The following is a 24,483-nucleotide window of genomic DNA, read 5'->3' as shown; positions in this document are numbered from 1 at the left end:
CCAGAACCACACGGGTCGGGCATTGTGGGTCGAATACATCACCGGTATCCACAAGGTACTTATAGCACGATGAAGTAACCAGTATCCAACGGATACTGTTGACCCCATGAAGATCCTTGTCATCGGCTCGACCGGCATGATCGGGCAGCGCATCGTCGCGGAGCTGACCCGCCGCGGTCACGAGGTCACCGGCGTGAGCCGCTCGGGCGGCCCGGTCAAGGGCGACGCCCGCGACACCGCCACCCTCGCCAAGGGGCACGACGCGATCGTGCTCGCCATCTCGCCGCCGCGCGACGGCAGCGACCCCGAGGGCCCGTTCGTGGAGGCCAACCGCGCGGCCATCGACGGCGCCCGCGAGGCCGGCACCCGGCGGCTGATCGCCGTCGGCGGCGCGGGCAGCCTCAAGACGCCCTCGGGCGACGACCTGGTCGACACGCCCGGCTTCCCCGAGGTCTACAAGAAGGAGGCGCTGGCCGGGCGGCTGGCCCTCGGCCTCTTCCGGCAGGCCGGCGACCTCGACTGGACCTACATCTCGCCGGCCGCCGAGATCGCGCCGGGCGAGCGCACCGGCGTCTACCGCATCGGGCGCGACGACCTGCTCGCCGACCCCGACGGCCGCAGCTTCATCACGGCCGAGGACTACGCGGTCGCCGTCGCCGACGAGCTGGAACGCGGCGCCCACCCGCGCACCCGCATCACGGTGGCCTACTGATCACCGGTCGGTTCGTCCGGGAGCAGCGCCTTCTCGTCGGGCTTGTGCACGAGCACGTTGTCCACGTACGACTTCACGGCCGTGGCGAGCCCGACGTCGGCGCCCGCCTGCTCGGACAGAAACCAGCGGTGGTCGAGGATCTCGTGGAAGATCTGCGCGGCCTCCAGCTTGCCGCGCAGCCCGGCCGGGATCGCGTCCACCGTCGGGTTGAACACCTCGGCCAGCCACCGGTGCGCCACGATGGCCTCGTCCTCGTGCCGCAGGCCCTTCGCCATCCGGAAACCGTCGAGGTCGTTGAGCAGCCGCCTGGCCTGGTTCTCCTCGACGTCGAGGCCGGTCAGCCTGAGCAGCCGCCGCTGGTGGTGCCCGGCGTCCACGACCTTGGGCCGGACGATGAGCCGGCCGGTGCCGACCTTGCGCCGCACCATCATCTCGGCCACGTCGAAGCCGAGCAGGTTGAGCCGCCGGACGCGCTGCTCCACGCGGTGCCAGTCCAGCTCCTCGATGATCTCGCTCTCGTTGAGCTCGGCCCAGAGGCGGTGGTAGCGGGCCACGATGTCCTCGGCGGTCTCCATGGGGTCGATCGACGGGTGCAGCAGCCCGCCGGCCTCCAGGTCCAGCATCTCGCCGAAGATGTTCGTGTGGGCCATGTCGATGTCGGTCAGCCGCTGGCCCTCGCTGATCATCGGGTGCAGCTCGCCGGTCTCGGCGTCCACCAGGTAGGCCGCGAACGCGCCCGCGTCCCGGCGGAAGAGCGTGTTGGACAGTGAGCAGTCGCCCCAGTAGAAGCCGTTGAGGTGCAGCCGCACCAGCAGCACGGCCAGGGCGTCCAGCAGGCGGGTGAGCGTGTCGGGGCGCAGGGTGCCCGACATGACGGCCCGGTAGGGGAGCGAGAACTGCAGGTGCCGGGTGATCAGCGCGGCGTCCAGGCCGTCGTCCCGGCCGGTGACGTACGCGACCGGCTCGACCGACGGCGCGTCGAGCCTGGCCAGGCCCCATAGGAGCTGGTATTCCCGCCTGGCGTAGCGCTCGCTGATCTCCTTGATCGCGTACACCTTGCCGGAGAGCCGGGCGAAGCGCACGATGTGCCGGGAGATGCCGCGCGGCAGATCCACCAGATGGTGCTGCGGCCAGTCTTCCAGGGGGACGTCCCACGGGAGGCGGAGCAGGTCGGGTTCGCCGAGCGCGCCAGTGATCTGGAGGGGCATTCGATCAGGATAAGGTGCACCGGTGGACGAGTTTCTCAAGTGGTACTTTTCCGACCGTCCTGTGCTCGCCAGCCTGCTGGGAGCCGAGGGCTACGATCACACCCTGGGCGACTTCACGGCCGCCGGCTGGGCCGCCCGCGAGCGCGAGGAGGCCCGCTGGGCCGAGCGGCTGCAGGCCCTCCCCACCGCCTCCCTCGACGACGAGATCGACAGGGATCTCGTCCTCTCCCAGCTCAGAGGCTCGATCGCGATCGCGTCGTCCTGGCCCGAGTGGCGCCGCGACCCGGCCGTCTACCTCTCGCCGGTCTTCGGCGCGATGTACACCCCGTTCCAGCGGCGGCTCCAGCCCGAGCCCGAGCTGGTCGCCGCCGCCATCGCCCGGCTGGCCGAGGTGCCCGGCGTGCTCGCCGCCTGCCGCGCCAACCTCGACCCCGGCCTCGCCGCGCCGCTGCTCGTCCAGCGCGGTCTCGGCCAGGCCCGCACCGGCCGCAACTTCCTCACCCGCACCATCCCCGGCATGGTCGGGGACGAAGGGCTGCGCGCGAAGCTGGCCGAGGCAGCCGAGCCCGCCGCCCGCGCCTTCGACGAGCTCGTGACCTTCCTGGAGGGCTTCACGTGCGGCGGCACCTGGCGCATGGGGGAGAAGCTCTACTCCACCCTGCTGCGCGAGCGCGAGCTCCTCGGCTACGGCGCCGCCGAACTGCACGAGAAGGGTAAGGCCGCCTGGGCCGAGCTGGACGCCAGGATGCGCGAGGTCGCCGTCCGGGTGAGCGGCGGCGAGGACTGGCGGGCGGCCATGGAGTCCCTGATGGACGACCATCCGCCCACCCTCGCCGACATGCGGGCCGAGTACGAGGCCGAGACCCTGCGCGCCCGCGCCTTCGTCGCCGAGCGCGACCTGGTCACCTTCGCCGACGGCGAGGAGTGCCAGGTGCTGCCGTCCGCCGAGTACACCCGGCCCGTCCTCGCCGTCGCCCACTACCTGTCGCCGCCGCCGCTGGCCGGCTCGCGCACCGGCGTGTTCTTCGTGCCGTACACGCCGGACGACTTCACCGAGGAGCAGGTGCGCCAGCGGCTGCGGACCAACTCGCGGGCCCAGATGCCCTCGATCGCCGTCCACGAGGCGTACCCCGGCCACCACTGGCACCTGTCGTACATGGCGGGCAACCCGCGCACGGTCAGGAAGGTCTTCCGCACCCCCTACTTCAGCGAGGGCTGGGCCCTGTACGTCGAGAAGCTCCTGCACGAGCAGGGCTACTTCGACACCCCCGCCACCGAGCTGGCCCACCTGGACTGCCGGATCTTCCGCGCCGCCCGGATCGTCGTCGACACCGCGCTGCACTGCGAGGACATGTCGGTCGAGGAGGCCGAGACGTTCATGGCCACGAAGGCGTCGCTGTCGCCGGGCACCGCCCAGGGGGAGGTCAGCCGCTACTGCGCCTGGCCCACCCAGGCGCCCTCGTACCTGACGGGGGCCATCGAGATCGACCGGATCCGGCAGTCGTTCCAGGGCTCGCTCAAGGAGTTCCACGACCGCATCGCCGGCTCCGGCGGCCTGCCGCTGGGGCTGGCCGAGAAGGCGGCGCTGGCCGTCAGCCGCGCCGGGGGAACGACGGGGGGTTGAGCGCCCGTTCGACCACGGCGGCCAGCTGCTCGTCCGTGAGGACGGCCGGCCGTCCGACGCCCAGCCCCCTGACGTAGACCTCGCACAGCCACTCCAGCAGCCGGGTGGCCTCGAACGCCTGCTCCAGGCCGGGCCCGATGGTCACCCCGCCGTGGTTGGCGAGCAGCGCGGCCTGCTTGCCCGCCAGCGCCTCCCGCACGTTGGCGGCCAGCTCGCCGGTGCCGTACGTGGCGTAAGGGGCGACCTTGACCACGCCGCCGAGCAGCAGCGCGTTGTAGTGCACCGGCGGCAGCTCGGTCATCGTCGTGGCCACGACCGTGCCGAACACCGAGTGCGTGTGGACCACGGCCCGCGCCTCCGTGCTCGCGTAGATCGCCAGGTGCATGGGCGTCTCGCTGGAGGGCTGCAGCTCGCCCTCCACCAGGTAGCCCTCGACGTCGACCAGCGGGCACATCTCGGGCGTGAGCCGGTCGAGCGCCACGCCGGACGGGGTGACCGCGACGAGGTCGCCGTCGCGCACGCTGAGGTTGCCGGACGTGCCGATGACCAGGCCGAGCTCGACGGCGCGGCGGCCGTACGCGCAGAGCTGTTCGCGAGGGTCCATGAGGGCGCAATCTAGTCGGTCGTCCGAATACGAGCAATGACGGGCGGTCACAGGCGGTCGAGCGCGCGCAGCATCAGCCGTTCGACGTCCACCCGGGTCAGCCGGTCCGGGTAGAGCAGCAGGTGCAGGCTGAGCCCGTCCACGAGGGCGAGCAGGTGCTCGGCCAGGTCGTCGAGGCCGTCGTCGGGATGGTCGCCGCGCAGCTCGCCGGCCGCCCGCGCCTGGCCCAGCAGCTCGCGGACGGCGGCGCGCAGCTCGCCCGCCTCCGCCCGCTGCACCCCGGCCAGCCGCTCGGAGGCGAGGCTGCGGCTCCAGAAGCTGACCTCCAGCCGCGACTCCTGGGTGCGCTCGGCGTCCAGCGGCAGGTTGTCCAGCAGCAGCTCGCGCAGCGCGGCGAGGCCGCTCGCGCCCTCCACCTTGCCGGTCAGCCGCTCGCGGATGCGCTGGTGCGACTGGCGCAGCGCCGACAGCAGGATCTCGTCCTTGTCGGCGAAGTAGTGGGCGAGCACGCCGTTGGAGTAGCCGGCCTCCTTGGCGATGGCTCGGGTGGTCGCGGCGTCGATGCCGTCCCTGACGATCACCCGGCGGGCCGCCGACAGCACCTCTCGCCTGCGCTCGTCGTGATCGACGATCTTCGGCATCGAACCTCCCCTTGACGTTTTATTCGGACGTCTGTCTATTTAGACTATGACCGTCGTCACCGTCGGCGTCCACATCGTCGACATTCTCGCCAGGCCCGTCGAGCACATCCCCGAGGGCCAGGACACCGTGCTGGTCGACCAGATCCGCCTGACCGCCGCCGGCGCGGCCGCCGGCACCGCCGTGGATCTGGTCAAACTGGGCAACGACGTGATCACCATGGGCGCGGTCGGCGACGACGAGCTCGCCGACTTCCTCCTCATGGTGCTCGCCAAGCACGGCGTCGACACCTCCTGCCTGCGGCGCAGGACGGGGGAGGCGACCGCCGCCTCGATCCTGCCGATCAGGCCGGACGGCGGGCGGCCCAGCTTCCACGTGCCCGGCGCGAACCTCTCCGTCGTCCCCGCCGACCTCGACGCCGGCGTGCTGCGCCGCGCCCGGGGCGTCCACCTCGGCGGCATGGACGTCACGTTCGGGCTCGGCGACCCGGGCTTCTTCGCCCTCCTGGACGAGATCCGCGCCGGCGGCGCGGTCGTCACGATGGACCTGCTGTCGGAGATGCCCGACCTGCTCGGGATGGCGCGGGCCTTCCTCCCGCACGTGGACTACGTCCTGCCCAACGAGTCCCAGGCCCGGCTCATGACCGGGGCCGCGGACGCCGAGGAGGCGGCCCGCGCGCTGCTCGCCGACGGCCCGCGCGGCGTGCTCGTCACCCTCGGCGAGGAGGGCAGCCTCGTCGTCACCGGCGACGCGGCCGAACGGGTGCCGGCGCTCAAGACCGACGTCGTCGACACCACCGGGTGCGGCGACGCCTACTGCGCCGGTTTCCTGACCGGCCTGCTCCACGGCGAGGACGTCCTCGCCGCCGCCCGCTGGGGCACGGCCGCCGCCGCCCGCGTCGCCACCGGGCTCGGCTCCGACGCCGGCCTCACCGATCTCGACTCGACCCTGAGGATGCTCGCATGAACGACGCCGACCTCCGCGCACGGGCCGCCAAAGTCGTCCCCGGCGGCATGTACGGCCACCTCAACGCGGCCCTGTTCGCCCCCGGCTTCCCCCAGTTCTTCGAACGCGGCGAGGGCTGCCGCCAGTGGGACGTGAACGGGCGCGAGTACATCGACTTCATGTGCAGCTGGGGCCCGGTCGTGCTCGGCCACCGGCATCCGCGCGTGGAGGAGGCCGCCGCCCGCCAGGCCGCGCTCGGCGACTGCCTCAACGGCCCCGGCCCGATCATGGTGGAGCTGGCCGAGCTGCTCGTGGACCTGATCCCGAGCGCCGACTGGGCGATGTTCTCCAAGAACGGCACCGACGCCACCACCCAGGCCCTCATGGTCGCGCGGGCCGCCACCGGCCGGACCAAGGTGCTGATGGCGCACGGCGCCTACCACGGGGCCGACCCCTGGTGCACGCCCTCCACGGCGGGCACCACGCCGAACGAGCGGGCCGACCTGGTGGAGTTCGCGTACAACTCGCTGGAGTCGCTGGAGGCCGCCGCGGCCACCGTCGAGGGGGACGTGGCGGCGATCATCGTGACGCCGTTCAAGCACGACTCGTTCGAGGACCAGGAGCTGGTCGAGCCGGCCTTCGCGCGCGGCGCCCGCGCCCTCGCCGACCGGATCGGCGCCGCGCTGGTGATCGACGACGTGCGCGCCGGCTTCCGGATCGACCTGCGGGGCTCCTGGGAGCCGTACGGGGTGCGCCCCGACCTCACGGCCTGGTCCAAGGCGATGGCCAACGGCTACCCGATCGCCGCCGTCACCGGCACCGACGCGCTGCGCGGCGCGGCCCAGACGTTGTACTCGACCGGCTCGTTCTGGTTCTCGGCGGTCGCGATGGCGGCGGCCAAGGCCACCATCGAGACCCTGCGCGACACCGACGCCATCGCCGCCATGGAACGCGCGGGCGCCCAGCTCCGCGAGGGCCTGTACGCCCAGGCGAAGGCGCACGGCTTCGTCGTCAACCAGACCGGTCCCGTGACGATCCCGTGGCTCAGCTTCGACGGCGACGCCGACCTGTCCGTGGCCATGCACTGGAGCGACGCCTGCCTGCGCCACGGCGTCTACCTGCACCCGTGGCACAACTGGTTCATGTCGGCGGCCCACACCGAGGAGGACGTCGCCAAGGCGCTCGAAGGCACCGACCTGGCCTTCGCCGAGACCCGCGCCCACTTCGGCTGACCCGGCCCGGCCCCGGCGCGTCACCCGGCCCCGGCCCTGCCCGGCCCCGGCCCCAGCCCTGCCCGGCCCCGGCCCCGGCCCCGGCCCCGGCCCCAGCCCTGCCCGGCCCCGGCCCCGGCCCCGGCCCCGGCCCCGGCCCCGGCCCTGCCCGGCCTGGACCGGGGGCGCCGGGGTTCAGCCGGTGACGCGGTAGTGGCCTCCGCCGTGACCGCCGAGCACCCGCGCCGTCGCCGGGAACAGCGGTGACGGCAGGTCGCCGGCGGCGAACCAGCGCCACGACCGGAACACGTGCGGCTCGGTGACCACGGGTTCGCCCGACCGCAGCTCCATGGTCACCGCGGCGGTCACCCGCACCACTCCCTCGCCGGGATGGTCGAGCACCACGGCGGTGACCCGGGGCGGCCCCGTGTCGGACAGCCCGGTCTCCTCGCGCAGCTCGCGCGCGGCGGCCGCCTCGAACCCCTCGCCGGGCTCCACCGCCCCGCCCGGCAGGCACCACGACGGCGGCTCGCCCGCTTTGACCCGCTCGCCCAGCAGGACGCGCCCGCCGGGCGCGGTGAGCACGACGCCGACGCCGATGATCCGTTCCACGGGACATCACCGTAACGGCTCAGGACCGTTTCCTGGACTCCGCGGCGGCCCGGGCGAAGACGCCCCTCGCCATGCCGAAGACCGGCGCGCCGTGGCTGGGCAGCATGATCTCGGCGTCCATGGCGGCCATGCGGTGCAGGGCGTGCACCCACTCGCGCGGGTAGCGCTGCACCTTCTGCGGGTTGCCGCAGTTGGGCGTCACCCAGATGAACAGGTCGCCTGGGAGCAGCAGCCGGTGCTCCGGGACGTAGCCGATCGTGGCGTCGTCGGTCTCGCCCTTGGCGTGGGTGAGCTCGAAGGTCAGCCCGGCCCGCCGGACGGTCAGGGCGTCGCGGTAGGTCACGTCGGGATGGCGGTACTCCGTCGGCCAGCGCAGGCCGTCCGCCTGGAACTGGCGCTGGTTGATCACCGCGTTGTAGCCGTTGGTGAGCACGTAGCGCCGGAAGCGGTCGCCGACGGCCTCGTGGGCGTGGACGGTGGCGCGCGGCCCCGACTCCTCGAACGGCCCCAGCCCGAAGACGTGGTCGATGTGCCCGTGCGAGTAGAACGCGGTGGTCAGCGGCGCGCGGCTCCATGCCCGTACGTCCACGATGCTGTCGTCCGACTCGCCGCGCCAGACGCGGTCCGCGTACTCCTCGATCATGGAACTACTCTGCGGCCGGGAACCGTCCCCGGCAAGGACCCGTCGCGAGGGGCCTGGAATAAGGTGACCTCGTGACTCCTCCGCTCCCTGAAGGGAGCGGCTTCTCGCTAAGCCGCTTGCGCAGCCTCACGAAGGGCAAGCCCTGCCCTCAAGATGTTGATCGCCGCGTTCACGTCGGCGTGCGCGGCGTGCCCGCACGCCGTACAGGCGAACACGGCTTGGGTGAGGCGGTTCTCCTTCGCCACGTGCCCACAGCGGGCGCATGTGCGGGAGGTGTTGGCGGGGTTCACCGCGATCAGCTCTCGACCGGCGCTTTCAGCCTTGTGCGCGAGGACCGCAAGGAACACCCCCCAACCCGCGTCGAGAATGCTCCGGTTCAGGCCGGACTTGGCGGCGACGTTCCGGCCGGGTGCGTCGATCGTGCCGGACGCCGAGCGGGTCATGTTCGCGATTCGCAGGTCCTCGTGCACGATCACGTCGTAGGCGGCCACCAGGGCGAGCGCGGCCTTGTGCGCATGATCGAGGCGCTGACGGCGGACCTTGGCGTGGAGCGCGGCGACGCGGGCGACGGCCTTGCGGCGGCGTTTGGAGCCGCGTTTCTTGCGGGCGAGGTCACGCTGCGCGTCCGAGAGGCGGTCAGCGGTGGCAGCGAGGTGGCGCGGGTTCGCCAGGTGATCACCGCCGGAGGTGGTGACCAGCGAGGCGACGCCCATGTCGATCCCCGCGACCGCGCCGGTCGCGGGGAGAGGTTCGGCGGGTACGTCGTCGCACGACAGGACGACGAACCAGCGGCGGCTCTCCCGCTTGATGCTGATCGTCTTCACCTGGCCTTTCACCGGCCGGTGCTGGTGGACGCGGACGTGGCCGACGCCCTGCAACCGCACGAACGTGGCGGACGGGTGCTCGGGCTGGGAGTCCCACCGGCAGCCGTCGCCGTCTTTCGGCCACTCCACGGTGTCGAACCAGCCCCGGCCTTTGAAGCGGGGAAAGCCCGGCGTGCGACCGGCCTTGACGCGGTCGAAGAACGCGCGGAACGCCTTGTCCAGGCGGCGCAGCGTGGCCTGCTGGGAGGAGAACGACCATCGGTCCTGCCCGCCCGCGTCGTCGGCGCGGATGTGCTTGAGGTCGGCCGACTGGTCGCCGTAGCGGATGCTCACGCCCGCCTTGGCGTAGGCGGTGCGGCGGTGCTCCAGCGCGGCGTTGTACAGCGTGCGGTGGTCCTCCAGGCATGCCGCGAGCGCGGCGGCCTGCTTGACCGTGGGGCGCAGCAGGAACTTGAACGACCTACGCACGGTCACCGCCTGTGGGCCGCTCGTACTGTGTCTCGATATAGCGCTGCACCGTCTCGGCCGACACCGCGCCGACCGTGGCCACGAAGTAGGACCGCGACCACAGCGTGGGCAACTGGGAACGCAGGTGGCCGAACTCGGCGCGCAGGTGGTGGGAGGTGAAGCCCTTGAACTGGTTGGCCACGTACGACGGCGAGTTCTTCGGGTGGGGCTTGACGAACAGGTGCACGTGGTCGGGCATCACCTCAAGCGCCACGATCTCCCACCCGTGCTCGTCGGCCTTGGCGCGGATCAGTTCCTCCAGGCGGGTCTTCACCCGGCCGCCGAGGACCGGGCGGCGGTACTTCGGGCACCACACCACGTGGTACCCGAGGTCATACGCCGCACCGGGGGAGGTGCGCACCTGACGAGTCACACGATCATTATAACAGTGCTGCCCATCTAACGCGCGACGAACGGAGATCTCTGATGCCCGAATCTGGCGGGTCACTGCACGCTCGGGCCTTGGCGGCCCTCCCGTTCCCGATTCCCCCGTCGCCTGAAGGCGACGGTCCCCTCGGGAAAAACCTGATGGACGTCGAGAGCAGGCTGAAGGACCTCCCCGCCTGGCGGCGCGAGGGCGACGAGATCCGGCGCACCGTCGAGGCGCCCGACTTCCCCACGGCCATCCGCATCGTCGACGCGATCGCGGTCAAGGCCGAGGAGCTCGACCACCATCCCGACATCGACATCCGCTGGCGCACCCTGCGCCTGGCGCTCACCACGCACGACCAGGGCGGGCTCACCGAGCTCGACTTCACGCTCGCGGCCGTCATCGACGCCATCGCCGCCGAGCACGGCGCCTGACGGCGTTCCCCGCCAATACTCCCTGTAGTGTCGTCGTCACTCGTTAGAGTGGGTGGCCTCTCGGAAGCCGCCGGGTCCGGACCTTGGGGGAGTTCACATGCGTGTGCCCGCGTTCCTGCTCGTTCTGCTCGCCGCCGCCGGTTGCGCGGGCCCGCCGCCGCCCATGCGGGCCGTGGGGCCGAGCGAGCGCCCCGCCCCGGTGAGCTCCACCGCGCCGGAGGGCGAGGTCAACCTCTCCTCGGCGGGCGAGTTCACGGCCTCCGACACCGGCGCCATCGCCTACGACCGCAAGCTCGTCCCCGAGGGCGCCCAGGCCAGCGTCACCGTCGAGTCGTCGGCGGGCGTCACCCGCACCTCGCTCGTCGCCGAGGGCCTGCTGCCCGGCCGCCGCTACGGCGCTCATCTGCACACCAAGCCCTGCGGCGGCAAGCCCGACGAGTCCGGCCCGCACTACCAGCACCATCCCGGCCAGGTCACCCCGGAGAGCGAGGTGTGGCTCGACTTCACCACCGACGGCGAGGGCGCGGGCCGGGCCACGGCCCGGCAGGACTGGGCGCTCGACCCCGACCGCCTGCCGGGCTCGCTGGTGATCCACGCCAAGCCCACCGTGAGCAGCGGCCCGCAGGCCGGCGCCGCGGGCGACCGGGTCGCCTGCCTGACCCTGCGCTGATCGCGAAAACCCGTTCCGCCGACGCCCCTGACGGTGCGACAATTACACAATTACACAGCGGAGAAGGGCGGATGCGGTGATCAGCCAGTGGCAGCCACCTCGATTACGGCTCTTCGAGCGGGAGCACCGCCGCGTCACGTGGCTGGAGCTCCTCTACGACCTCGCCTTCGTCGTGGCGGTCGCCGAGCTGGCCACCGCGCTCGGTGAGGGCCGCGTCCTGGTCTACGTGGGCCTGTTCGTGCCGGTCTGGTGGGCCTGGGCGGGCTACGTCTTCTACGCCAACCGGTTCGACACCGACGACGTCAGCCACCGGCTGCTGGCCCTGCCGCAGATCCTCGCCGTGGCCGCCATGGCGGCCGCCGTGGGCGACATCGAGCAGCGCTCGGGGCTGTTCGCGGTCGCCTACGTGGCGGCCAGGCTGCTGCTCGTCCTCGCCTACCTCCGGGCCGGGCGGCACGTGCCCGAGGCCAGGCCGCTGGCCGCCCGCTACGCCGCCGGGTTCTCCGTCGCCGCGCTCGTCTGGCTGGCCTCGCTCGCCGTCGAACCGCCCGCGCGTTACGTCCTCTGGGCCGTGGCCCTGCTCGTCGACCTCGGCACCCCGCTACTGGCCCGCCGCCACCAGGGCAAGCTGCCGCCGCAGACCGAGCACCTGCCCGAGCGCTTCGGCCTGTTCGTGGTGATCGTGCTCGGCGAGGCCGTCAGGTCCGTGGCCGTCGGGCTCAAGAACCACGAGGTGACGCCGGGCACCCTGGCCCTCGCCGCCGCGGGGGTGGCGATCGCGATGGCCTTCTGGTGGCTCTACTTCGGCCACACCGACGAGTCCGTGGTGCTGCGCACCCGGCTGGCCGGGCAGGTCTGGGTCTACTCCCACCTGCCGCTGTCGCTCGGCCTGGTCGCGTTCGCGATCGGCGTCGAGCACGCCATCGCCCATCCGGCCGCGACGAGCTGGGCGGTCGGCGGACCGGCGGCGCTGGTGCTCGCCGTGCTCGGCGTCCAGCACCTGTGCTCCGGCGAGCGCCGCGCCGCCACGCTGCGCCTGGCCGCCGCCGCGCTCACGCTCGCCTCCGCCGCGCTGCCCACCGCCGCCGCGCTGTCGCTGATCCTCGCGTACGCGGCCGCCCAGGTCGGCCACGACCTCCTCCGTCCCCGCTCCGTGGAAGGCGCCGCCGCATGACCGCCCAGGACGTGTTCGACCGCCAGCTCGCCGCCATCGCCGCCGGCGACCTCGACGCCCTGCTCGCCCAGGACCACCCCGGGGCCGTCGTGGTCCGCTTCGACCGGGTGGCGAGCGGCCCGGAGGGGATCGCCGGCCTCTTCGCCGCCTATCTCGCGGCGAAGCCGCAGGTGGACGAGCTGGTCTCGGTCCGCACGAGCGACGACGTGATCTTCTACCAGGCCCGGATGACGGTCGGCGGCAACCAGGTGGAGACCTACGGCACGCTGGTGCTGCGCGACGGCCTCATCTGGCGGCAGACCGCCGCCGCCCGCCCTCTCGCCTGAGGCTCAGCCGAAGACGGCGGGCGGGGGGACCGGCGCCAGCACGTGGTCGCCGTCCCTGATGGGGGCCGCGCCGGCGACGAAGTTCGTCAGCGCCTCCCCGTGGACGCACCGGGCCTGGGTGAGGCCGCCGGCCGCGCGGCGGGTCAGCAGGTCCACGGGCAGCTCGGCGCGGGAGGCGGCGACGATGAGGTTGCCGAAGCGCCGCCCCCGCAGGACGCCGGGCTCGGCCAGCAGCACCACGTGCCTGAACGTCTCCGTGACGGTCGCGACCAGGCGCCGGGCGAAGGCGAGCCCCTTGCCGTCGGCCAGGTTGACCAGCAGGGTGCCCTCCGGGCGCAGGACGCGGGCGAGGTCGCCCATGTACTCGGTGGTGGCCAGCTCGACCGGCATGGTCGCGCCGGTGAAGGCGTCCAGCACCACCAGGTCGGCGGTGTCGTCCCACACCTTGCCGGTGCCCGTGCGCCCGCCCTCCACGATCACTTTCAGCCGCGGCACCGAACGCAGGTCGAGCTGTTCGCGTACCAGGTTGACGAGGAGCCCGTCGGGCTCGACCACGATGTGGCGCGAGCCGGGGCGGGTGGCCGAGACGTAGCGCGGGATCGAGCAGGCGCCGCCGCCGATGTGGAGGCAGCTGAGCGGTCCCTCGTCGAGGAGGTCGATCACGTCCGCGATGAGACGTACGTACTCGAATTCCAGGAATGTGGGGTCTTTGAGATCCACATAAGACTGAGGTACGCCATCCTTGGACAGCACCCAGCCGTCCTGCCTGTCCAGGTCCCGGAGAAGCTCGACCTCGCCGAACGTCACCGGATAGACCCCAGGCGCCGGTTCCCGCTGTCCACGTGTCACGCTGATCCCTCCCGGGAGAAACCGTATGCGACGCAAGAGGCTGATTGTGCTCGTTGTCGCGGTGACCGCGATAGTCGGCGCGGGCGCGTTCGCCGTCTTCGCCGCGGACAAGGTGAAGGGGACCGCGGCCGGTACCGCGGCCGCCTACTTCTCGGCGTGGCGCCAAGGAGACGTCCTGGGCATGGAGCGGCTGGTCCACCAGCCGCCCGCCGACTTCGTGCCCCGCCACCGGGCGCTGTCGGAGGAGCTGCACGTCGAGTCGATCGCGCTGACGCCTGGACCGCTCAGACGGACGGGGGAGGAGTCGGCGGAGGTGCCGTTCGCGGGCGTGCGCCGGCTCGCCGAGTTGGGAGCGTGGCCGTTCGACGGCACGCTGCGGCTGGCCGTGCGCGAGCGGGCGTGGAAGGTCCTGTGGACGCCCGAGACGCTGCACCCGCTGCTCAAGGACGGCGCGCGGCTGGAGCTGGGGGAGATCGAGACGACCTCGGCCGAGTTCGTCACCAGCGAGGGCGACCGCATCCCGCACGACAGCTACGCCGACGCCTACCTCGATCCGCTCAAGCCCGAGTTCGCCGAGGCGCGGTCCGGCTGGGAGCTGCTGCTGAGGACGCCGGGGCAGCCGGACCGGTCGCTGCTCAGCAAGCAGCCCGCGGCGAACGTCGAGCGGACCACCCTCTCCCGCTCGGTCCAGGCGGCCGCCGCCCGCGCCCTCGACGCCGTGGACGACTCCACGATCGTGGTCGTCCGGCCCAGCACCGGCGAGATCCTGGGCCTGGCCGACCGGCTGAGGGACGACTACAGCGCGGTGCGGGACGTCTTCCCGCCGGGCTCGATCTTCAAGACGGTCACGGCGGCGGCGCTGCTGAAGAGCGGCCTCGATCCGCTGGCCGAGGTGCCGTGCCCCGGCTCGTACACCGTGCCCGGCTTCCGTACGATCCGCAACGACGGCGAGGTGGACCGGGGGACGGTCACGTTCACCGACGCCTTCGCCCATTCCTGCAACACCACGTTCGTCGAGCAGGCGACGACCCGGCTGACCTCGGCGGCGCTGGCGGAGACGGCGGCCGAGTGGGGCTTCGGCCGTCAGGTGGTGACCGGCATCGGCGGGAGCTGCGGCGCCGTCCCGGTGACCGAGAGCGTGGACACCTTCGCCGAGGACGTGATCGGCCAGGGCGAGGTGGTGACGACGCCGCTCTGCATGGCCGCGCTGGCCGCCGCCGTGGAGAGCGGCACCTGGCGCTCCCCCCGGCTGCTGTCGAAGGAGCAGGTGCGCCGCGTGGACGGCGCCACGATCGAGGACGTGCGCATGGACGAGGGCGTCGTACGGGCGCTGAGGGACATGATGGCGGCCGTCGTGGACCACGGCACGGCGTCCGCGATGGGGTTGCCGGCGGGCGTGGCGGGCAAGACCGGCACCGCCGAGACGCCGGACGGCCGGCCGCACGCCTGGTTCATCGGATACCGCGATGACCTGGCCTTCTGCGTGTTCGTCCGGCATGGGGGATCGGGGCGCGGCGCCGCCGTGCCCGTCGCCGTCCGCTTCCTCAACGGCCTCTAACCTACGGTACCGTAGGTTATATGACGACCTTGACCGTTAAGCCCAGGCTGCGCGGTTGGCTGCACGCGGGCGCGCTGCCCGTGGCCCTGGTCGCGGGCTTCGTGCTCGTGGCGCTCGGCCCGACGCTGCAGGCCCGCCTGGCCTCCGCCGTCTACGCGATCACCTCCGCCCTGCTGTTCGGCATCTCGGCGACCTACCACCGGAGCACGCTCGGGCCGAGGCTGGCCGCCGTCCTGCGCCGCTTCGACCACGCGAACATCTATCTGATCATCGCGGGCACCTACACGCCGTTCGCGCTGCTCGCCCTGGAGGGCGTGGCGCGGGTGGCCGTGCTCGGCGTCATCTGGACCGGGGCGGCGGCGGGCGTGCTGTTCCGGCTGTTCTGGCTCAACGCGCCCCGCTGGCTGTCCACGGCTCTCTACCTGCTGCTCGGCTGGACCGCGATCTTCGTGATGCCGCAGCTCCTGGAGGGCGCGGGGGTGGCCGCCGTGGTGCTCGTGGCGGTGGGCGGCGTCTTCTACTCCGCCGGCGCGATCGTCTACGGGCTGCGCCGCCCCGACCCCTCGCCCCGCTGGTTCGGCTTCCACGAGGTCTTCCACGCCTTCACCCTCGCCGCGTACCTCGTGCAGTACATCGCGGTGTCCATCGTCGTCTACTCGCACGGCTGAAGGACGACTCACGGCGGCCGTTGAAGAACTTCACTTGATGGGTAGATGTACCGTAATTTTTACGTATGGGTCGGCGCTTCACCGGAGAAGCGTGCGACCTGTCCGCCCACAGTGGAGGCGACATGGACGTACACACCCGCCTTGCCCGCCACCTGCTCGTCGACGGCTACCGCCTCGTGCTCGACCTTGAGCTGAGCCGCGGATCCTGGCTCGTCGACGCCCGCGACGGCCGCCGCTACCTGGACTTCTACACCTTCTTCGCCTCCGCCCCGCTGGGCGTGAACCCGCCCTTCGACCCCGGCTTCGTCCAGTTGCTCGGCCAGGTCGCGCGCAACAAGCCGGCCAATCCCGACATGTACACCGAGCACCTGGCGGACTTCGTCGAGACCTTCGTCCGCGTGCTCGGCGACCCCGCCCTGCCGCACCTGTTCTTCGTCGAGGGCGGCGCCCTGGCCGTCGAGAACGCGCTCAAGACCGCCTTCGACTGGAAGAGCCGCCGCAACGAGGCCGCCGGCCGCTCCCGCGACCTCGGCACCAAGGTCATGCACCTGACGCGGGCCTTCCACGGCCGCAGCGGCTACACCATGAGCCTGACCAACACCGAGCCGGGCAAGATCGACCGCTTCCCCGTGTTCGACTGGCCGCGCATCGAGGTGCCCGCCACCCACCTCGGCGACGTCGAGGCGGCCGAGGAGCGCGCCCTGGCCCAGGCCAGGGCGGCGTTCGAACGGCATCCGCACGACATCGCCTGCTTCATCGCCGAGCCCATCCAGGGCGAGGGCGGCGACAACCACATGACGCCCCGCTTCCTCCAGGCCATGCAGCGCCTGTGCCACGAGTACGACGCCCTCTTCGTCCTGGACGAGGTCCAGACCGGCGGCGGCACCACCGGCACGCCGTGGGCCTACCAGCAGCTCGGGCTGGAGCCCGACGTCGTGGCGTTCGCCAAGAAGGTCCAGGTCGGCGGCATCATGGCCGGCCGCAGGGTGGACCTGGTGCCCGACAACGTGTTCCAGGTGAGCGGCCGGATCAACTCGACGTGGGGCGGCGGGCTGGTGGACATGGTCCGCAGCCGCGGCATCCTGGAGATCATCGAGCGGGACGGCCTGATCAAGCGCGCCGCCACGCTCGGCACCGTGCTGCTCGAACGCCTCGTCAAGCTGGAGGCCGAGCACCCGGAGACCGTCTCCTGCGTCCGCGGGCGCGGCCTGATGGCCGCCTTCGACCTGCCCTCCAGGGCCGCCAGGGACGCCCTGGTGGCGAGGCTCAGGGAGGAGCACGGCGTGCTCGTCCTGGCCTGCGGCCCCCGCTCGGTGCGCCTGCGCCCGGCGCTCAACATCCCGGAGACCGACCTCGACCACGGGCTGCGCGCCCTGTCGGACGCGCTCGACGGGAAGACCCCGGTCACTGGGTGACGCTGGTGGCGGTGCGGCGCGGCCCGAGATAGCGCCAGAAGAAGTTGATCAGCACGCTCACCCGGTTGCGCCCGCCCAGCAGGTACGCGATGTGGATGAAGATCCAGATCAGCCAGGCGGGGAACCCGCGCACGGTGAGCCCGCTGGGCCGCTCCAGCACCGCCTCCGCCTTGCCCACCGTCGCCATGATGCCGGGATCGCTGTAGCGGAACGGCCGCAGCGGCTCGCCCTTGGCCGCGGCGAGGATCTGCCGCCCCACGTGCCTGCCCATCTGCCGCGCCGGCTGGGCGAGCTGGGGGAGCGGCTTCGGCGGCGCGGCCAGGTCGCCGGCCACGAAGATCTCCGGATGGTCCGGCACGTTCAGCGCCTCGGTGAGCGTGATCCGCCCGCCCTTGCCCTGCCGCAGCCCCCAGTCGGCGACCTGGTCGGGCGCGGTGACACCGAGCGCCCACACGGTCACGTCGCTCGGCAGCCGGGTGCCGTCCTTCAGCACCACCGCGTCCGGCTCGACCGAGGCCACCGTCGAGCCCAGGCGCATCCGCACGCCGCGCCTGCGCAGCGCGTTCTCGGCCGCCTGGCGCAGCCGCGGTTTGTACGGGGCCAGCACGTAGTCGAAGCGCTCCACCAGCGTCACGCTCGTCTGGTCGGGCCGGACCTCCGGATGCGTCAGCGGCAGCGTACGGCGGCGCAGCTCGGCCAGCGTGCCCGCCACCTCGACGCCGGTCGCGCCCGCGCCCACCACCACGACGTCGGTGCTCTCGCGCCGCCCGGCCGCCGTGTCCTCCAGGTAGTGCTGGAGCCGCCGCCGCAGGGTGGCCGCGTCGCTCAGCGAGTAGATGGGCAGCGCGTTCTCCCTGGCGCCCGGCACGCCGAGCCAGTTCGTGGTCACGCCGGTGGACAGCACGAGGTAGTCGTACTCCAGGGAGGTGCCGTCCTCCAACTCCACCCGCCGCTCGTTCGGCAGCACCTTGCTGAGCGCGGCCCGGCGGGCCCGCACGTTGGGCCACCTCGCGGCGAAGGTCCTGATCGGGTACGACACGTCCGCGGTGCCCATGCCGGCCGTGGCCACCTGGTAGAGCAGTGGCTGGAAGGTGGAGTACGGGTTGCGGTCCACCACCGTGACGAGCGCGCCGCCCCTGGCCAGCTCCCGCGTGGCCGCGAGGCCGGCGAAACCGGCTCCCACCACCACCACCCGCGTTCTCCGCACCATGACCGGATTCCTCCCCCTCGGCGGCGCCATGGAGTCCTATGACTCCGTCAGCGTCGGTTAAACCACGACGAGAAGAAAGGGCCCCCTTTCCCTGTGCGCCGGGAAATGGGGCTACGGTGATCCCTGGGAGGAGATCACTGATGTCGCAGCACGTGACCACCATCGAGCGCCTCGGCCACCGCATCGCCGAGCGGCGGGAAGCGCTCGGCCTCACCCGTGAGGAGCTGGCCGAACGCGCGAAGGTCGAGGCCGGCTACGTCGCCTACCTCGAAGGACGGGCCGGGCTGCCGCTGCGCGAGGCGCTCGCCCGGCTGGCCGGAGCCCTGGAGACGACCGTGGAGGAGCTGTTCGCCGAGCCGTCCGCGGGCGCGGGGCCGGCCGCCACGCGCCCCGAGCTGGTGGCGCTGGACGAGAAGGAGAGCCTGCGCCTCCTGGAGCCCGGCGGGGTGGGCCGCATCGCGTTCGAGGGCCGCTACGGGCTCACCGTCCTGCCGGTCAACTTCCGGCTGCTGGACGGCGCGATCGTCTTCCGCACCACGATCGGCGGGGCCACCGACGAGGACCTGCGCACCGGCGTGGCGAACGTCGAGTACCTCGTGGCCTTCGAGGTCGACCGGATCGAGGAGGGGACGCGGAGCGGCTGGAGCGTCCTCGTGCGGGGCTCGCTGCACCACGTGACGGACGAGGAGGAGCGGGCGGCGGCCGCGTCCACGGGCGTCGAGCCGTGGGCGGGCGGCGACCGCGGGCAATACCTCAAGATCGTTCCCGCCCGCGTGACCGGCCGCCGCATCGACACGGGGGCCTGAGGACCGCCCGCGTCGCCCCGGCCGGTGGTGCCCCCGGCCGGTGGGCGGCTATCGGTGGCGTGACCTCCAGAGGCCGATGGCGGTGACCCGGCTGTCCACGCCGAGCTTGGCGTAGATCCGGTTCACGTGGTTCTTGACGGTCTTCTCACTGAGGAACAGGCGCTGCGCGATCTGGCCGTTGGACTCCCCGTCGGCGATGAGATCCATGACCTCGATCTCGCGCTTGCTCAGGGACATGAACACGCTCTCGAACGCTGCGTCGTCGACTCTCATCCGGCCTCCGGGGGCGCGAAGACGGTCAGATCGCCGAGGCCCCCGCGCTTCCGGCGTTAGCGGTAGACAGCGAGCATAACCCGCATTGTCGTGATTTGGTTGCGATTGTCGGGAGAAAAACGACGACGGCCGGTCCATCAGGACCGGCCGTCGCACGCTTGGGGTGAGTGAAGGGACTTGAACCCTCGACACCCAGGACCACAACCTGGTGCTCTGCCAACTGAGCTACACCCACCACGGCCGCCCTCGTGAGGGCGGCACAGGAAAAGTGTAGCGGGGTTCGGGAGTCTTTACGCCACTCCTTATCCGCTGACACGCCCGGCTTACTTGCTGACGCGCTCCGCGAGTGATCGCGCGGTCACCGAGTCGGGCCCCGGCTGCTCCACGAAGATCGCCGCACGGTAGTAGCGCAACTCCCTGATGCTCTCGGTGATGTCGGCCAGCGCGCGATGCCCGCCCTGCTTCTCCGGCGCCGCGAAGTAGACCCGGGGATACCAGCGGCGGGCCAGCTCCTTGATCGACGAGACGTCGATCATCCGATAGTGGAGATAACCGTCCACCCCGGGCATGTCGCGGGCCAGGAACGTGCGGTCGGTGCCGATGGAGTTGCCGCACAGCGGCGCCTTCTTCGGCTCCGGCACGTGGTGGCGGATGTAGTCGAGCACGAGCGACTCCGCCTCGGCCAGCGTCATCCCGCCCGCCAGTTCGGGCAGCAGTGCGGAGGCGGTGTGCATCTCGCGCACCACCTGAGACATCTGCTCCAGCGACTCGGGCGGCGGCTTGATGATCACGTCGACGCCTTGGTCGAGCTGGTTGAGCTCGCTGTCGGTGATGACGCAGGCCACCTCGATCAGAGCGTCGCGCCCTAGGTCGAGCCCGGTCATCTCGCAGTCGATCCAGACCAGCAAGTCACTCATACGATCTCCTCGCCCAGCGGCTCGGAGCGATCCGCCCGCTTGTTACCCCCACCAGCCTAGTGCCACGGGTCACGCGGGCTTGAGCGAGCCGACGACCTTGCCGACCACGTCGGTGCCGAGATTGTCCGGCACGGAGACGTAGAGGAGGGCCGGCCGCTCGTTCGCGCCGCGGTCCATGAGCACGATGGCCCCGGACTCCTTCTTCCACTTGTAGCCGTTCTCCTTCGCCGCCTTCGTGAAGTCCAGCTCGAACTGCAGCAGCCAGCCCTCGCGGTCACCGATCTTGAACGCCTTGTCCGACACGATCTTGGTCTCGTGCGCGACCGAGTAGAACTGGGCGAAGTCCATGAAGACGGCCTGCGCGGTGCCGCGGAGCCCGGAGGTGCCGGTGTAAGGGTAGAGCTCGTTGAGCACGCCCGTGTTGACGTTGCCGACCCAGTTGCCGCCCTTGCCGTCGTAGTTCTCCTGCGAGGACTTCTCGACGCTGGACGACCAGAGCTGGAGGGTGGGCGGCGGGTTGTCCGGGTTGATCTGCGGCGGCACCGACCAGCCCTCGGGCACCTCGTACGAGATCCCGGCCTGGGTGTCGGCGATCCGGCCGTCGGCGGGCTGCGGCGGCGCGGAGCTCTGACCGGGCGACGGCTGCCGCGACGGCGGCTCGGAGGGCGGCTCCCCGGTCGGCCGCTCCGGCGGCACGTAGGTGTCGCGCGGGGTGGGCAGCGCGCCCGTGTCGCCGCGGTTGACGAGGAAGATCCCGCCCGCGACGAGCAGCGCGACCACCACGAGCGCCGCCAGGCCGCCGAACACCCACGGCATCGGGTTGCCCTGCTTGGGCGGCCGGCCGTATCCGCCGGGGCCGTCGGGGGCCCAGTGCGGCTGCGTGGGCGCCGGCTGGCCGTAGGCGGACTGCCCGTAGGTCGGCCCGCCGTACTGCGCGGTCGGGTTCGCCGGGGTCGCCGACCAGTCCGGCCGCGCCTGCCGCTGCGGGCCGGAGGCCGGCTGCTGCTGCTGGGGGTGGGGCTGGGACTGCGGTGCGGGCCCCTGCTCCTGGACGTGGGTGGCGTCGGTCCACTGGCTGCCGTCCCACCAGCGGAGCTTGGGCTCGCCATAGGGGTCCGGATACCAGCCCGCGGGGGTCTGGGTGGTCATGTTGGCCAGATTAGTAAGAAACCGCTTCGGTATGCATGGCCGGGCGGGCATCAGCACTTGTACGTGAAGCTGACCTTGTCCGTGCGCCGCGGCTCGGGGCTCACGATGAGCAGCGTGGCGGTGGCCTTGACCGAGGTCCTGCCGGTCAGCCGCCAGCGCAGCGGCAACTGGTACGACGTCTGGTCCGACCGCGTCTGCAGGGTGCCCTTGACGACCTCCTTGTCCAGGCTCTTGTGCCACTCGAAGGCGATCACGCCGGACCCGCCGTTGGTCACGACCGTGCCGGTGACCAGCGCAGTGGCGCCGCATCCGTACGACTTCCTGGCCGCCTTCACGTCCACGGACCCGATCGCGAGCTCAGGCGCGTCGCTCAGCCTGAACCAGGCCAGGATCGCCCCCACCATGATCACTGCGAAGAGCGCCGTGGAGCCCATCGTCCGCCACCGCCGGGACCGGGCCGCCTTGACCGGGCGTCCGCCCGCGCGGCGTCCGCCCGCGCGCTGCACGGTGTCGGCCTCCGGCCGGCCGGACCGCCAGATCTGCTCGGCCGTCGTCTCCGGCCGCTGCTCCCGCGTGCCCACACCGGGCCCGAACTGCACGGGCCCCGGCGGCACGGGCCCGGAATGCCCCGGCGCCACGCGGCCAGGGGCGAGCAGCGTCACGATGTCGCCCTCGTCCCTCGGCAGCGCGGGGAGAGCCGCCGCCGCGGCGTGCGCGGCCGGTTGCGCGAAAGCCGAGCGGCCCCGCGCCGCCTCCGCCAGCCCCTCCCTGCCGATCGTCCCGCCGGGCAGCGACGCCTGCTCGGCGAGCAGCGCGCCGCGCGCGGCCGCGAGACCCAGCGTCCCGGCCAGGCCCGCGGCCCGTTCGAAGAGCTGCGCCGCCTGCGGCGCCCACGCCACGAACGACGCGGCGAGGCCGCGCGCCAGCGCCGCCCATCCGGCCGCGTCCCGCTCCGGCGGGGAGACCAGGCCGCGGATGGCGTCGGACAGGCCCCGCTCCGACAGCAGCGCCGCGCCCTCGGACGTGACGACCACCGTTCCGGGGTGCACCGAGCCGTGCGTGACTCCGGCCGCGTGCAGCGCGAGCAGCGTCTGCGCGGTCTCCACCAGGGCCGAGGCGGCGCCGGCCGGTTCGATCGGCGCGGTGGTGAGCAGGTCGGCCAGCGTCGGGCTGACCGCCTGGCCGGTGAGCAGCCACACCTGGTCGCCGGCCGCCACCACGTCGGCGACCGGGATGAGCCCGGTCAGCCCGCCCAGCACCAGCCGCTGGTCGGTCAGGACGGCCGCCACCACCCGCTCGCGCACGCCGGGCAGCCCGATGAGCCGGGCGTCGAACAGCAGCGCGCCGGCCCTGCGGCCGTCCGGCGAGATGGCGTCGATCCAGTTGCCCAGCTCCGTCATCCACGTGTGCTCGGTGAGCCGGAAACCGGCGATACCGTGCTCAGGGTTGTTCATCGCCGTTCGCCCCCCGGCGCGTCTAGCGCTTCCTTCTGTGGCGGCCCGCCATGCGGCGCCGTACCGCAAGTGTGACCGGCACGACGCCGGACGTCACCAGGCCGAGGGCGAGCAGCGCACCAGGGGCCGCCTCGGCGCGGTCGATGCGCGGGACGTCGCTCGGCGTGGTGTCGCCCGTCGGGCTGGACGGGTCGGTCGGAGGCTGCGACGTGGGCGGCTCGGACGAGCTGGGCTGCTCCGAGGTGGGCCGCGTCGGCGGGCGGGTGGTGGCCGGGGCGCTGCTCCGGGTCGGCTCCGCGGAGGTCGGGCGCCGGGTGTTCTCCGGCACCTCCACCCTGCCGGTCGGCTCGGGCTCGTCGGTGTCCGTCGCCGTCGGGGACGGCTTGCGGGTCCTCGACGGCGTCCTGATCGGGCTGCGCGTGGGCCGGGGCCTGGCGGTGGTCCTGGTCGGGGCCGCCGTCGGCGCGGCGGTGGGCGGCGCCTGGCTCCCCGTGGCGGTCGGCGGCGGCGTCTCCGGCGGCGTGCTCTCCTCGGGCGTGCTCTCCTCCGTGGGCTCCGCGTCCTCCTCGACGGGCTCCTCCGTCGTGGGGACGACCGCGCTCGGGGTGACCGGGGTGGAGCCCGCGGACAGCTTGGCCTCGTCGGACGACGACAGCACGAACACGACCGCGCCGATCACCACGGCGACGCCGACCGTCGCCACGGCGATCTTCGCCGGCACCTTGCGCAGCAGCCCGGCCGCGTCGGGGAAGCGGCTCTCGGTGAACGAGGTCCCGGTCTCGACCGGCTCGTCCAGCGAGGTCGGGAAGACCAGGATCAGCATGCCGGCGAGCGCGGCCAGGCGGCGGCGCCCGCGCTCCTCCCAGTCGGGGCCGTACGCGCCGGCCGCGACCGCCTCCAGCTCGGTCAGGAACGCCTCCGCCGACGGCGGGCGCTCGGCCGGGTCCTTGGCCATACCGCGCTCGACGAGGCCCTGCAGCGCGGCCGGCACCTCCTCGGCCGGGACCGGCGCGCTCTGGTGCTGCGCGGCCAGCGCGACCAGGTTGGTGCCCCGGTAGGGCCGGCCGCCGGTGAGGCACTCGAAGAAGACGACCGTGGCGGCGTACACGTCGGTGGCGGGGCCGGCGGGCGCGCCCGACCACTGCTCGGGCGCCATGTAAGGCGGCGTGCCGGCGGCCCCGGCGTCCTCGCCGGCCCGGACCGCGATGCCGAAGTCCACCAGCTTGCTGGTGCCGTCCTCCTGCACCATGACGTTCTCGGGCTTGTAGTCGCGGTGGACGACCCCGATGGCGTGCGCCGAGGCGAGGCCGCGGAGCGAGCCCTTCAGCACGGTCAGCGCCGCCTCGGGGCCGGTCGGGCCCTGGGAGCGGAGCAGCTCGCGTAGCGAGACGCCGTTGACCAGCTCCATGACGATCGCCGCGCCGTAGCCGGACTCGACGTAGTCGATGAGCCGGGCGTGGTACGCGCTCTGCAGCGTGCCGAGCAGCCGGGCCTCGTGCCGGAAGCGGGCGACGAACCCCATGTCCGACCTCAGCTCGTCACTGAGGTACTTGATGGCCACCTCGGCGCCGTCGTGGTCGCGCGTGGCCAGCACGACCCGTCCGGCGGCTCCCGAGCCCAGCTCGCGAACCTCGGTATAGCCGGGGACCCCCCATTGGCCCTCGCCGTTCATACGGTCTCC

At 72.4% G+C, this 24,483-nt stretch carries 26 protein-coding genes and 1 tRNA gene; 12 read left to right on the top strand and 15 right to left on the bottom strand.

What is annotated here, in order from left to right:
- Nucleotides 1–106 precede the first annotated feature (106 nt).
- Nucleotides 107–712, top strand: a complete 606-nt coding sequence (locus Nocox_RS34260) for an NAD(P)-dependent oxidoreductase (RefSeq protein ID WP_020541332.1) — start codon at nucleotides 107–109, stop codon at nucleotides 710–712.
- Here the strand turns inward: Nocox_RS34260 and Nocox_RS34255 are convergent.
- Complete coding sequence (locus Nocox_RS34255; protein WP_020541331.1) at nucleotides 706–1,920, bottom strand: DUF4032 domain-containing protein; 1,215 nt, start codon at nucleotides 1,918–1,920, stop codon at nucleotides 706–708. The two genes, Nocox_RS34260 and Nocox_RS34255, sit on opposite strands and share 7 nt — an antisense overlap.
- Nucleotides 1,921–1,942: 22 nt before the next feature.
- Here Nocox_RS34255 and Nocox_RS34250 point away from each other — a divergent pair, with 22 nt between their 5' ends.
- A complete protein-coding gene (locus tag Nocox_RS34250) occupies nucleotides 1,943–3,544 on the top strand; it encodes a DUF885 domain-containing protein (protein ID WP_020541330.1) in 1,602 nt (533 codons plus the stop codon).
- Here the strand turns inward: Nocox_RS34250 and Nocox_RS34245 are convergent.
- Both Nocox_RS34245 and Nocox_RS34240 read right to left on the bottom strand, forming a co-directional pair.
- Complete coding sequence (locus tag Nocox_RS34245) at nucleotides 3,513–4,148, bottom strand: class II aldolase/adducin family protein (protein WP_020541329.1); 636 nt, start codon at nucleotides 4,146–4,148, stop codon at nucleotides 3,513–3,515. The two genes, Nocox_RS34250 and Nocox_RS34245, sit on opposite strands and share 32 nt — an antisense overlap.
- 47 nt (nucleotides 4,149–4,195) lie before the next feature.
- On the bottom strand, nucleotides 4,196–4,789 hold the full coding sequence (locus Nocox_RS34240; RefSeq protein ID WP_020541328.1) for a TetR/AcrR family transcriptional regulator: 594 nt from the start codon (nucleotides 4,787–4,789) through the stop codon (nucleotides 4,196–4,198).
- Between the two features lie 46 nt (nucleotides 4,790–4,835).
- Here Nocox_RS34240 and Nocox_RS34235 point away from each other — a divergent pair, with 46 nt between their 5' ends.
- The gene (locus tag Nocox_RS34235) at nucleotides 4,836–5,753 is read left to right on the top strand and encodes a carbohydrate kinase family protein (RefSeq protein ID WP_020541327.1); all 918 of its coding nucleotides are present in this window, start codon (nucleotides 4,836–4,838) and stop codon (nucleotides 5,751–5,753) included.
- Nucleotides 5,750–6,964: an aminotransferase class III-fold pyridoxal phosphate-dependent enzyme gene (locus Nocox_RS34230; RefSeq protein ID WP_020541326.1), complete on the top strand. Its 1,215-nt coding sequence runs from the start codon at nucleotides 5,750–5,752 to the stop codon at nucleotides 6,962–6,964. Before Nocox_RS34235 ends, Nocox_RS34230 begins: the two co-directional genes overlap by 4 nt.
- A gap of 174 nt (nucleotides 6,965–7,138) precedes the next feature.
- On the opposite strand, the gene Nocox_RS34225 is transcribed toward Nocox_RS34230, so the two are convergent.
- From Nocox_RS34225 to tnpA, 4 genes are all read right to left on the bottom strand, one after another.
- On the bottom strand, nucleotides 7,139–7,555 hold the full coding sequence (locus Nocox_RS34225) for a nucleotide triphosphate diphosphatase NUDT15 (protein WP_020541325.1): 417 nt from the start codon (nucleotides 7,553–7,555) through the stop codon (nucleotides 7,139–7,141).
- A 19-nt stretch (nucleotides 7,556–7,574) separates the two neighbouring features.
- Nucleotides 7,575–8,198 (bottom strand): MBL fold metallo-hydrolase, encoded by a 624-nt coding sequence (locus Nocox_RS34220; RefSeq protein WP_020541324.1) that lies wholly within the window; start codon nucleotides 8,196–8,198, stop codon nucleotides 7,575–7,577.
- A 107-nt stretch (nucleotides 8,199–8,305) separates the two neighbouring features.
- Nucleotides 8,306–9,490 (bottom strand): RNA-guided endonuclease InsQ/TnpB family protein, encoded by a 1,185-nt coding sequence (locus tag Nocox_RS34215; protein ID WP_026213946.1) that lies wholly within the window; start codon nucleotides 9,488–9,490, stop codon nucleotides 8,306–8,308.
- Nucleotides 9,483–9,902: an IS200/IS605 family transposase gene (tnpA, locus tag Nocox_RS34210; RefSeq protein WP_026213945.1), complete on the bottom strand. Its 420-nt coding sequence runs from the start codon at nucleotides 9,900–9,902 to the stop codon at nucleotides 9,483–9,485. The genes Nocox_RS34215 and tnpA overlap by 8 nt, the downstream gene beginning before the upstream one ends.
- Before the next feature lie 155 nt (nucleotides 9,903–10,057).
- Here tnpA and Nocox_RS34205 point away from each other — a divergent pair, with 155 nt between their 5' ends.
- From Nocox_RS34205 to Nocox_RS34190, 4 genes are all read left to right on the top strand, one after another.
- Entirely contained in the window at nucleotides 10,058–10,333 is a 276-nt protein-coding gene (locus Nocox_RS34205) for a 4a-hydroxytetrahydrobiopterin dehydratase (RefSeq protein WP_020541321.1), read from the top strand.
- 97 nt (nucleotides 10,334–10,430) lie between these two features.
- Nucleotides 10,431–11,003, top strand: a complete 573-nt coding sequence (locus tag Nocox_RS34200; protein WP_020541320.1) for a superoxide dismutase family protein — start codon at nucleotides 10,431–10,433, stop codon at nucleotides 11,001–11,003.
- 76 nt (nucleotides 11,004–11,079) lie between these two features.
- Nucleotides 11,080–12,177 (top strand): low temperature requirement protein A, encoded by a 1,098-nt coding sequence (locus tag Nocox_RS34195; protein WP_020541319.1) that lies wholly within the window; start codon nucleotides 11,080–11,082, stop codon nucleotides 12,175–12,177.
- Complete coding sequence (locus Nocox_RS34190; protein ID WP_020541318.1) at nucleotides 12,174–12,503, top strand: nuclear transport factor 2 family protein; 330 nt, start codon at nucleotides 12,174–12,176, stop codon at nucleotides 12,501–12,503. The genes Nocox_RS34195 and Nocox_RS34190 overlap by 4 nt, the downstream gene beginning before the upstream one ends.
- Nucleotides 12,504–12,506: 3 nt before the next feature.
- Here Nocox_RS34190 and Nocox_RS34185 read toward each other — a convergent pair whose 3' ends face one another.
- Complete coding sequence (locus tag Nocox_RS34185) at nucleotides 12,507–13,352, bottom strand: spermidine synthase (RefSeq protein ID WP_033408172.1); 846 nt, start codon at nucleotides 13,350–13,352, stop codon at nucleotides 12,507–12,509.
- A gap of 61 nt (nucleotides 13,353–13,413) precedes the next feature.
- On the opposite strand from Nocox_RS34185, the gene Nocox_RS34180 reads away from it, so the two are divergent.
- From Nocox_RS34180 to lat, 3 genes are all read left to right on the top strand, one after another.
- On the top strand, nucleotides 13,414–14,910 hold the full coding sequence (locus Nocox_RS34180; protein ID WP_169577003.1) for a penicillin-binding transpeptidase domain-containing protein: 1,497 nt from the start codon (nucleotides 13,414–13,416) through the stop codon (nucleotides 14,908–14,910).
- A 20-nt stretch (nucleotides 14,911–14,930) separates the two neighbouring features.
- Nucleotides 14,931–15,578, top strand: a complete 648-nt coding sequence (gene trhA / locus Nocox_RS34175) for a PAQR family membrane homeostasis protein TrhA (RefSeq protein ID WP_033408171.1) — start codon at nucleotides 14,931–14,933, stop codon at nucleotides 15,576–15,578.
- A gap of 122 nt (nucleotides 15,579–15,700) precedes the next feature.
- A complete protein-coding gene (lat, locus tag Nocox_RS34170) occupies nucleotides 15,701–16,993 on the top strand; it encodes an L-lysine 6-transaminase (protein ID WP_020541314.1) in 1,293 nt (430 codons plus the stop codon).
- Here the strand turns inward: lat and Nocox_RS34165 are convergent.
- Entirely contained in the window at nucleotides 16,983–18,203 is a 1,221-nt protein-coding gene (locus Nocox_RS34165; protein WP_020541313.1) for an NAD(P)/FAD-dependent oxidoreductase, read from the bottom strand. The two genes, lat and Nocox_RS34165, sit on opposite strands and share 11 nt — an antisense overlap.
- 140 nt (nucleotides 18,204–18,343) lie before the next feature.
- On the opposite strand from Nocox_RS34165, the gene Nocox_RS34160 reads away from it, so the two are divergent.
- Complete coding sequence (locus tag Nocox_RS34160) at nucleotides 18,344–19,009, top strand: helix-turn-helix domain-containing protein (protein WP_020541312.1); 666 nt, start codon at nucleotides 18,344–18,346, stop codon at nucleotides 19,007–19,009.
- Nucleotides 19,010–19,057: 48 nt separating this feature from the next.
- Here Nocox_RS34160 and Nocox_RS34155 read toward each other — a convergent pair whose 3' ends face one another.
- From Nocox_RS34155 to Nocox_RS34130, 6 genes are all read right to left on the bottom strand, one after another.
- A complete protein-coding gene (locus Nocox_RS34155) occupies nucleotides 19,058–19,282 on the bottom strand; it encodes a helix-turn-helix domain-containing protein (RefSeq protein WP_020541311.1) in 225 nt (74 codons plus the stop codon).
- 159 nt (nucleotides 19,283–19,441) lie between these two features.
- Nucleotides 19,442–19,517, bottom strand: a tRNA-His gene (locus tag Nocox_RS34150).
- Between the two features lie 88 nt (nucleotides 19,518–19,605).
- A complete protein-coding gene (orn, locus tag Nocox_RS34145) occupies nucleotides 19,606–20,199 on the bottom strand; it encodes an oligoribonuclease (RefSeq protein ID WP_020541310.1) in 594 nt (197 codons plus the stop codon).
- Between the two features lie 69 nt (nucleotides 20,200–20,268).
- On the bottom strand, nucleotides 20,269–21,348 hold the full coding sequence (locus Nocox_RS34140; RefSeq protein ID WP_020541309.1) for a DUF2510 domain-containing protein: 1,080 nt from the start codon (nucleotides 21,346–21,348) through the stop codon (nucleotides 20,269–20,271).
- 50 nt (nucleotides 21,349–21,398) lie between these two features.
- Nucleotides 21,399–22,802, bottom strand: a complete 1,404-nt coding sequence (locus tag Nocox_RS34135; protein ID WP_026213943.1) for a protein kinase family protein — start codon at nucleotides 22,800–22,802, stop codon at nucleotides 21,399–21,401.
- A gap of 22 nt (nucleotides 22,803–22,824) precedes the next feature.
- Nucleotides 22,825–24,474 (bottom strand): serine/threonine-protein kinase, encoded by a 1,650-nt coding sequence (locus Nocox_RS34130; RefSeq protein ID WP_020541308.1) that lies wholly within the window; start codon nucleotides 24,472–24,474, stop codon nucleotides 22,825–22,827.
- Between the last annotated feature and the right edge of the window lie 9 nt (nucleotides 24,475–24,483).

This window comes from Nonomuraea coxensis DSM 45129 (genome assembly GCF_019397265.1).
In the GTDB taxonomy this organism is placed as follows: Bacteria; Actinomycetota; Actinomycetes; order Streptosporangiales; family Streptosporangiaceae; genus Nonomuraea; species Nonomuraea coxensis.
Note: the sequence above shows the minus strand (reverse complement) of the source record. Positions and strands in the feature narration are given on the sequence as shown.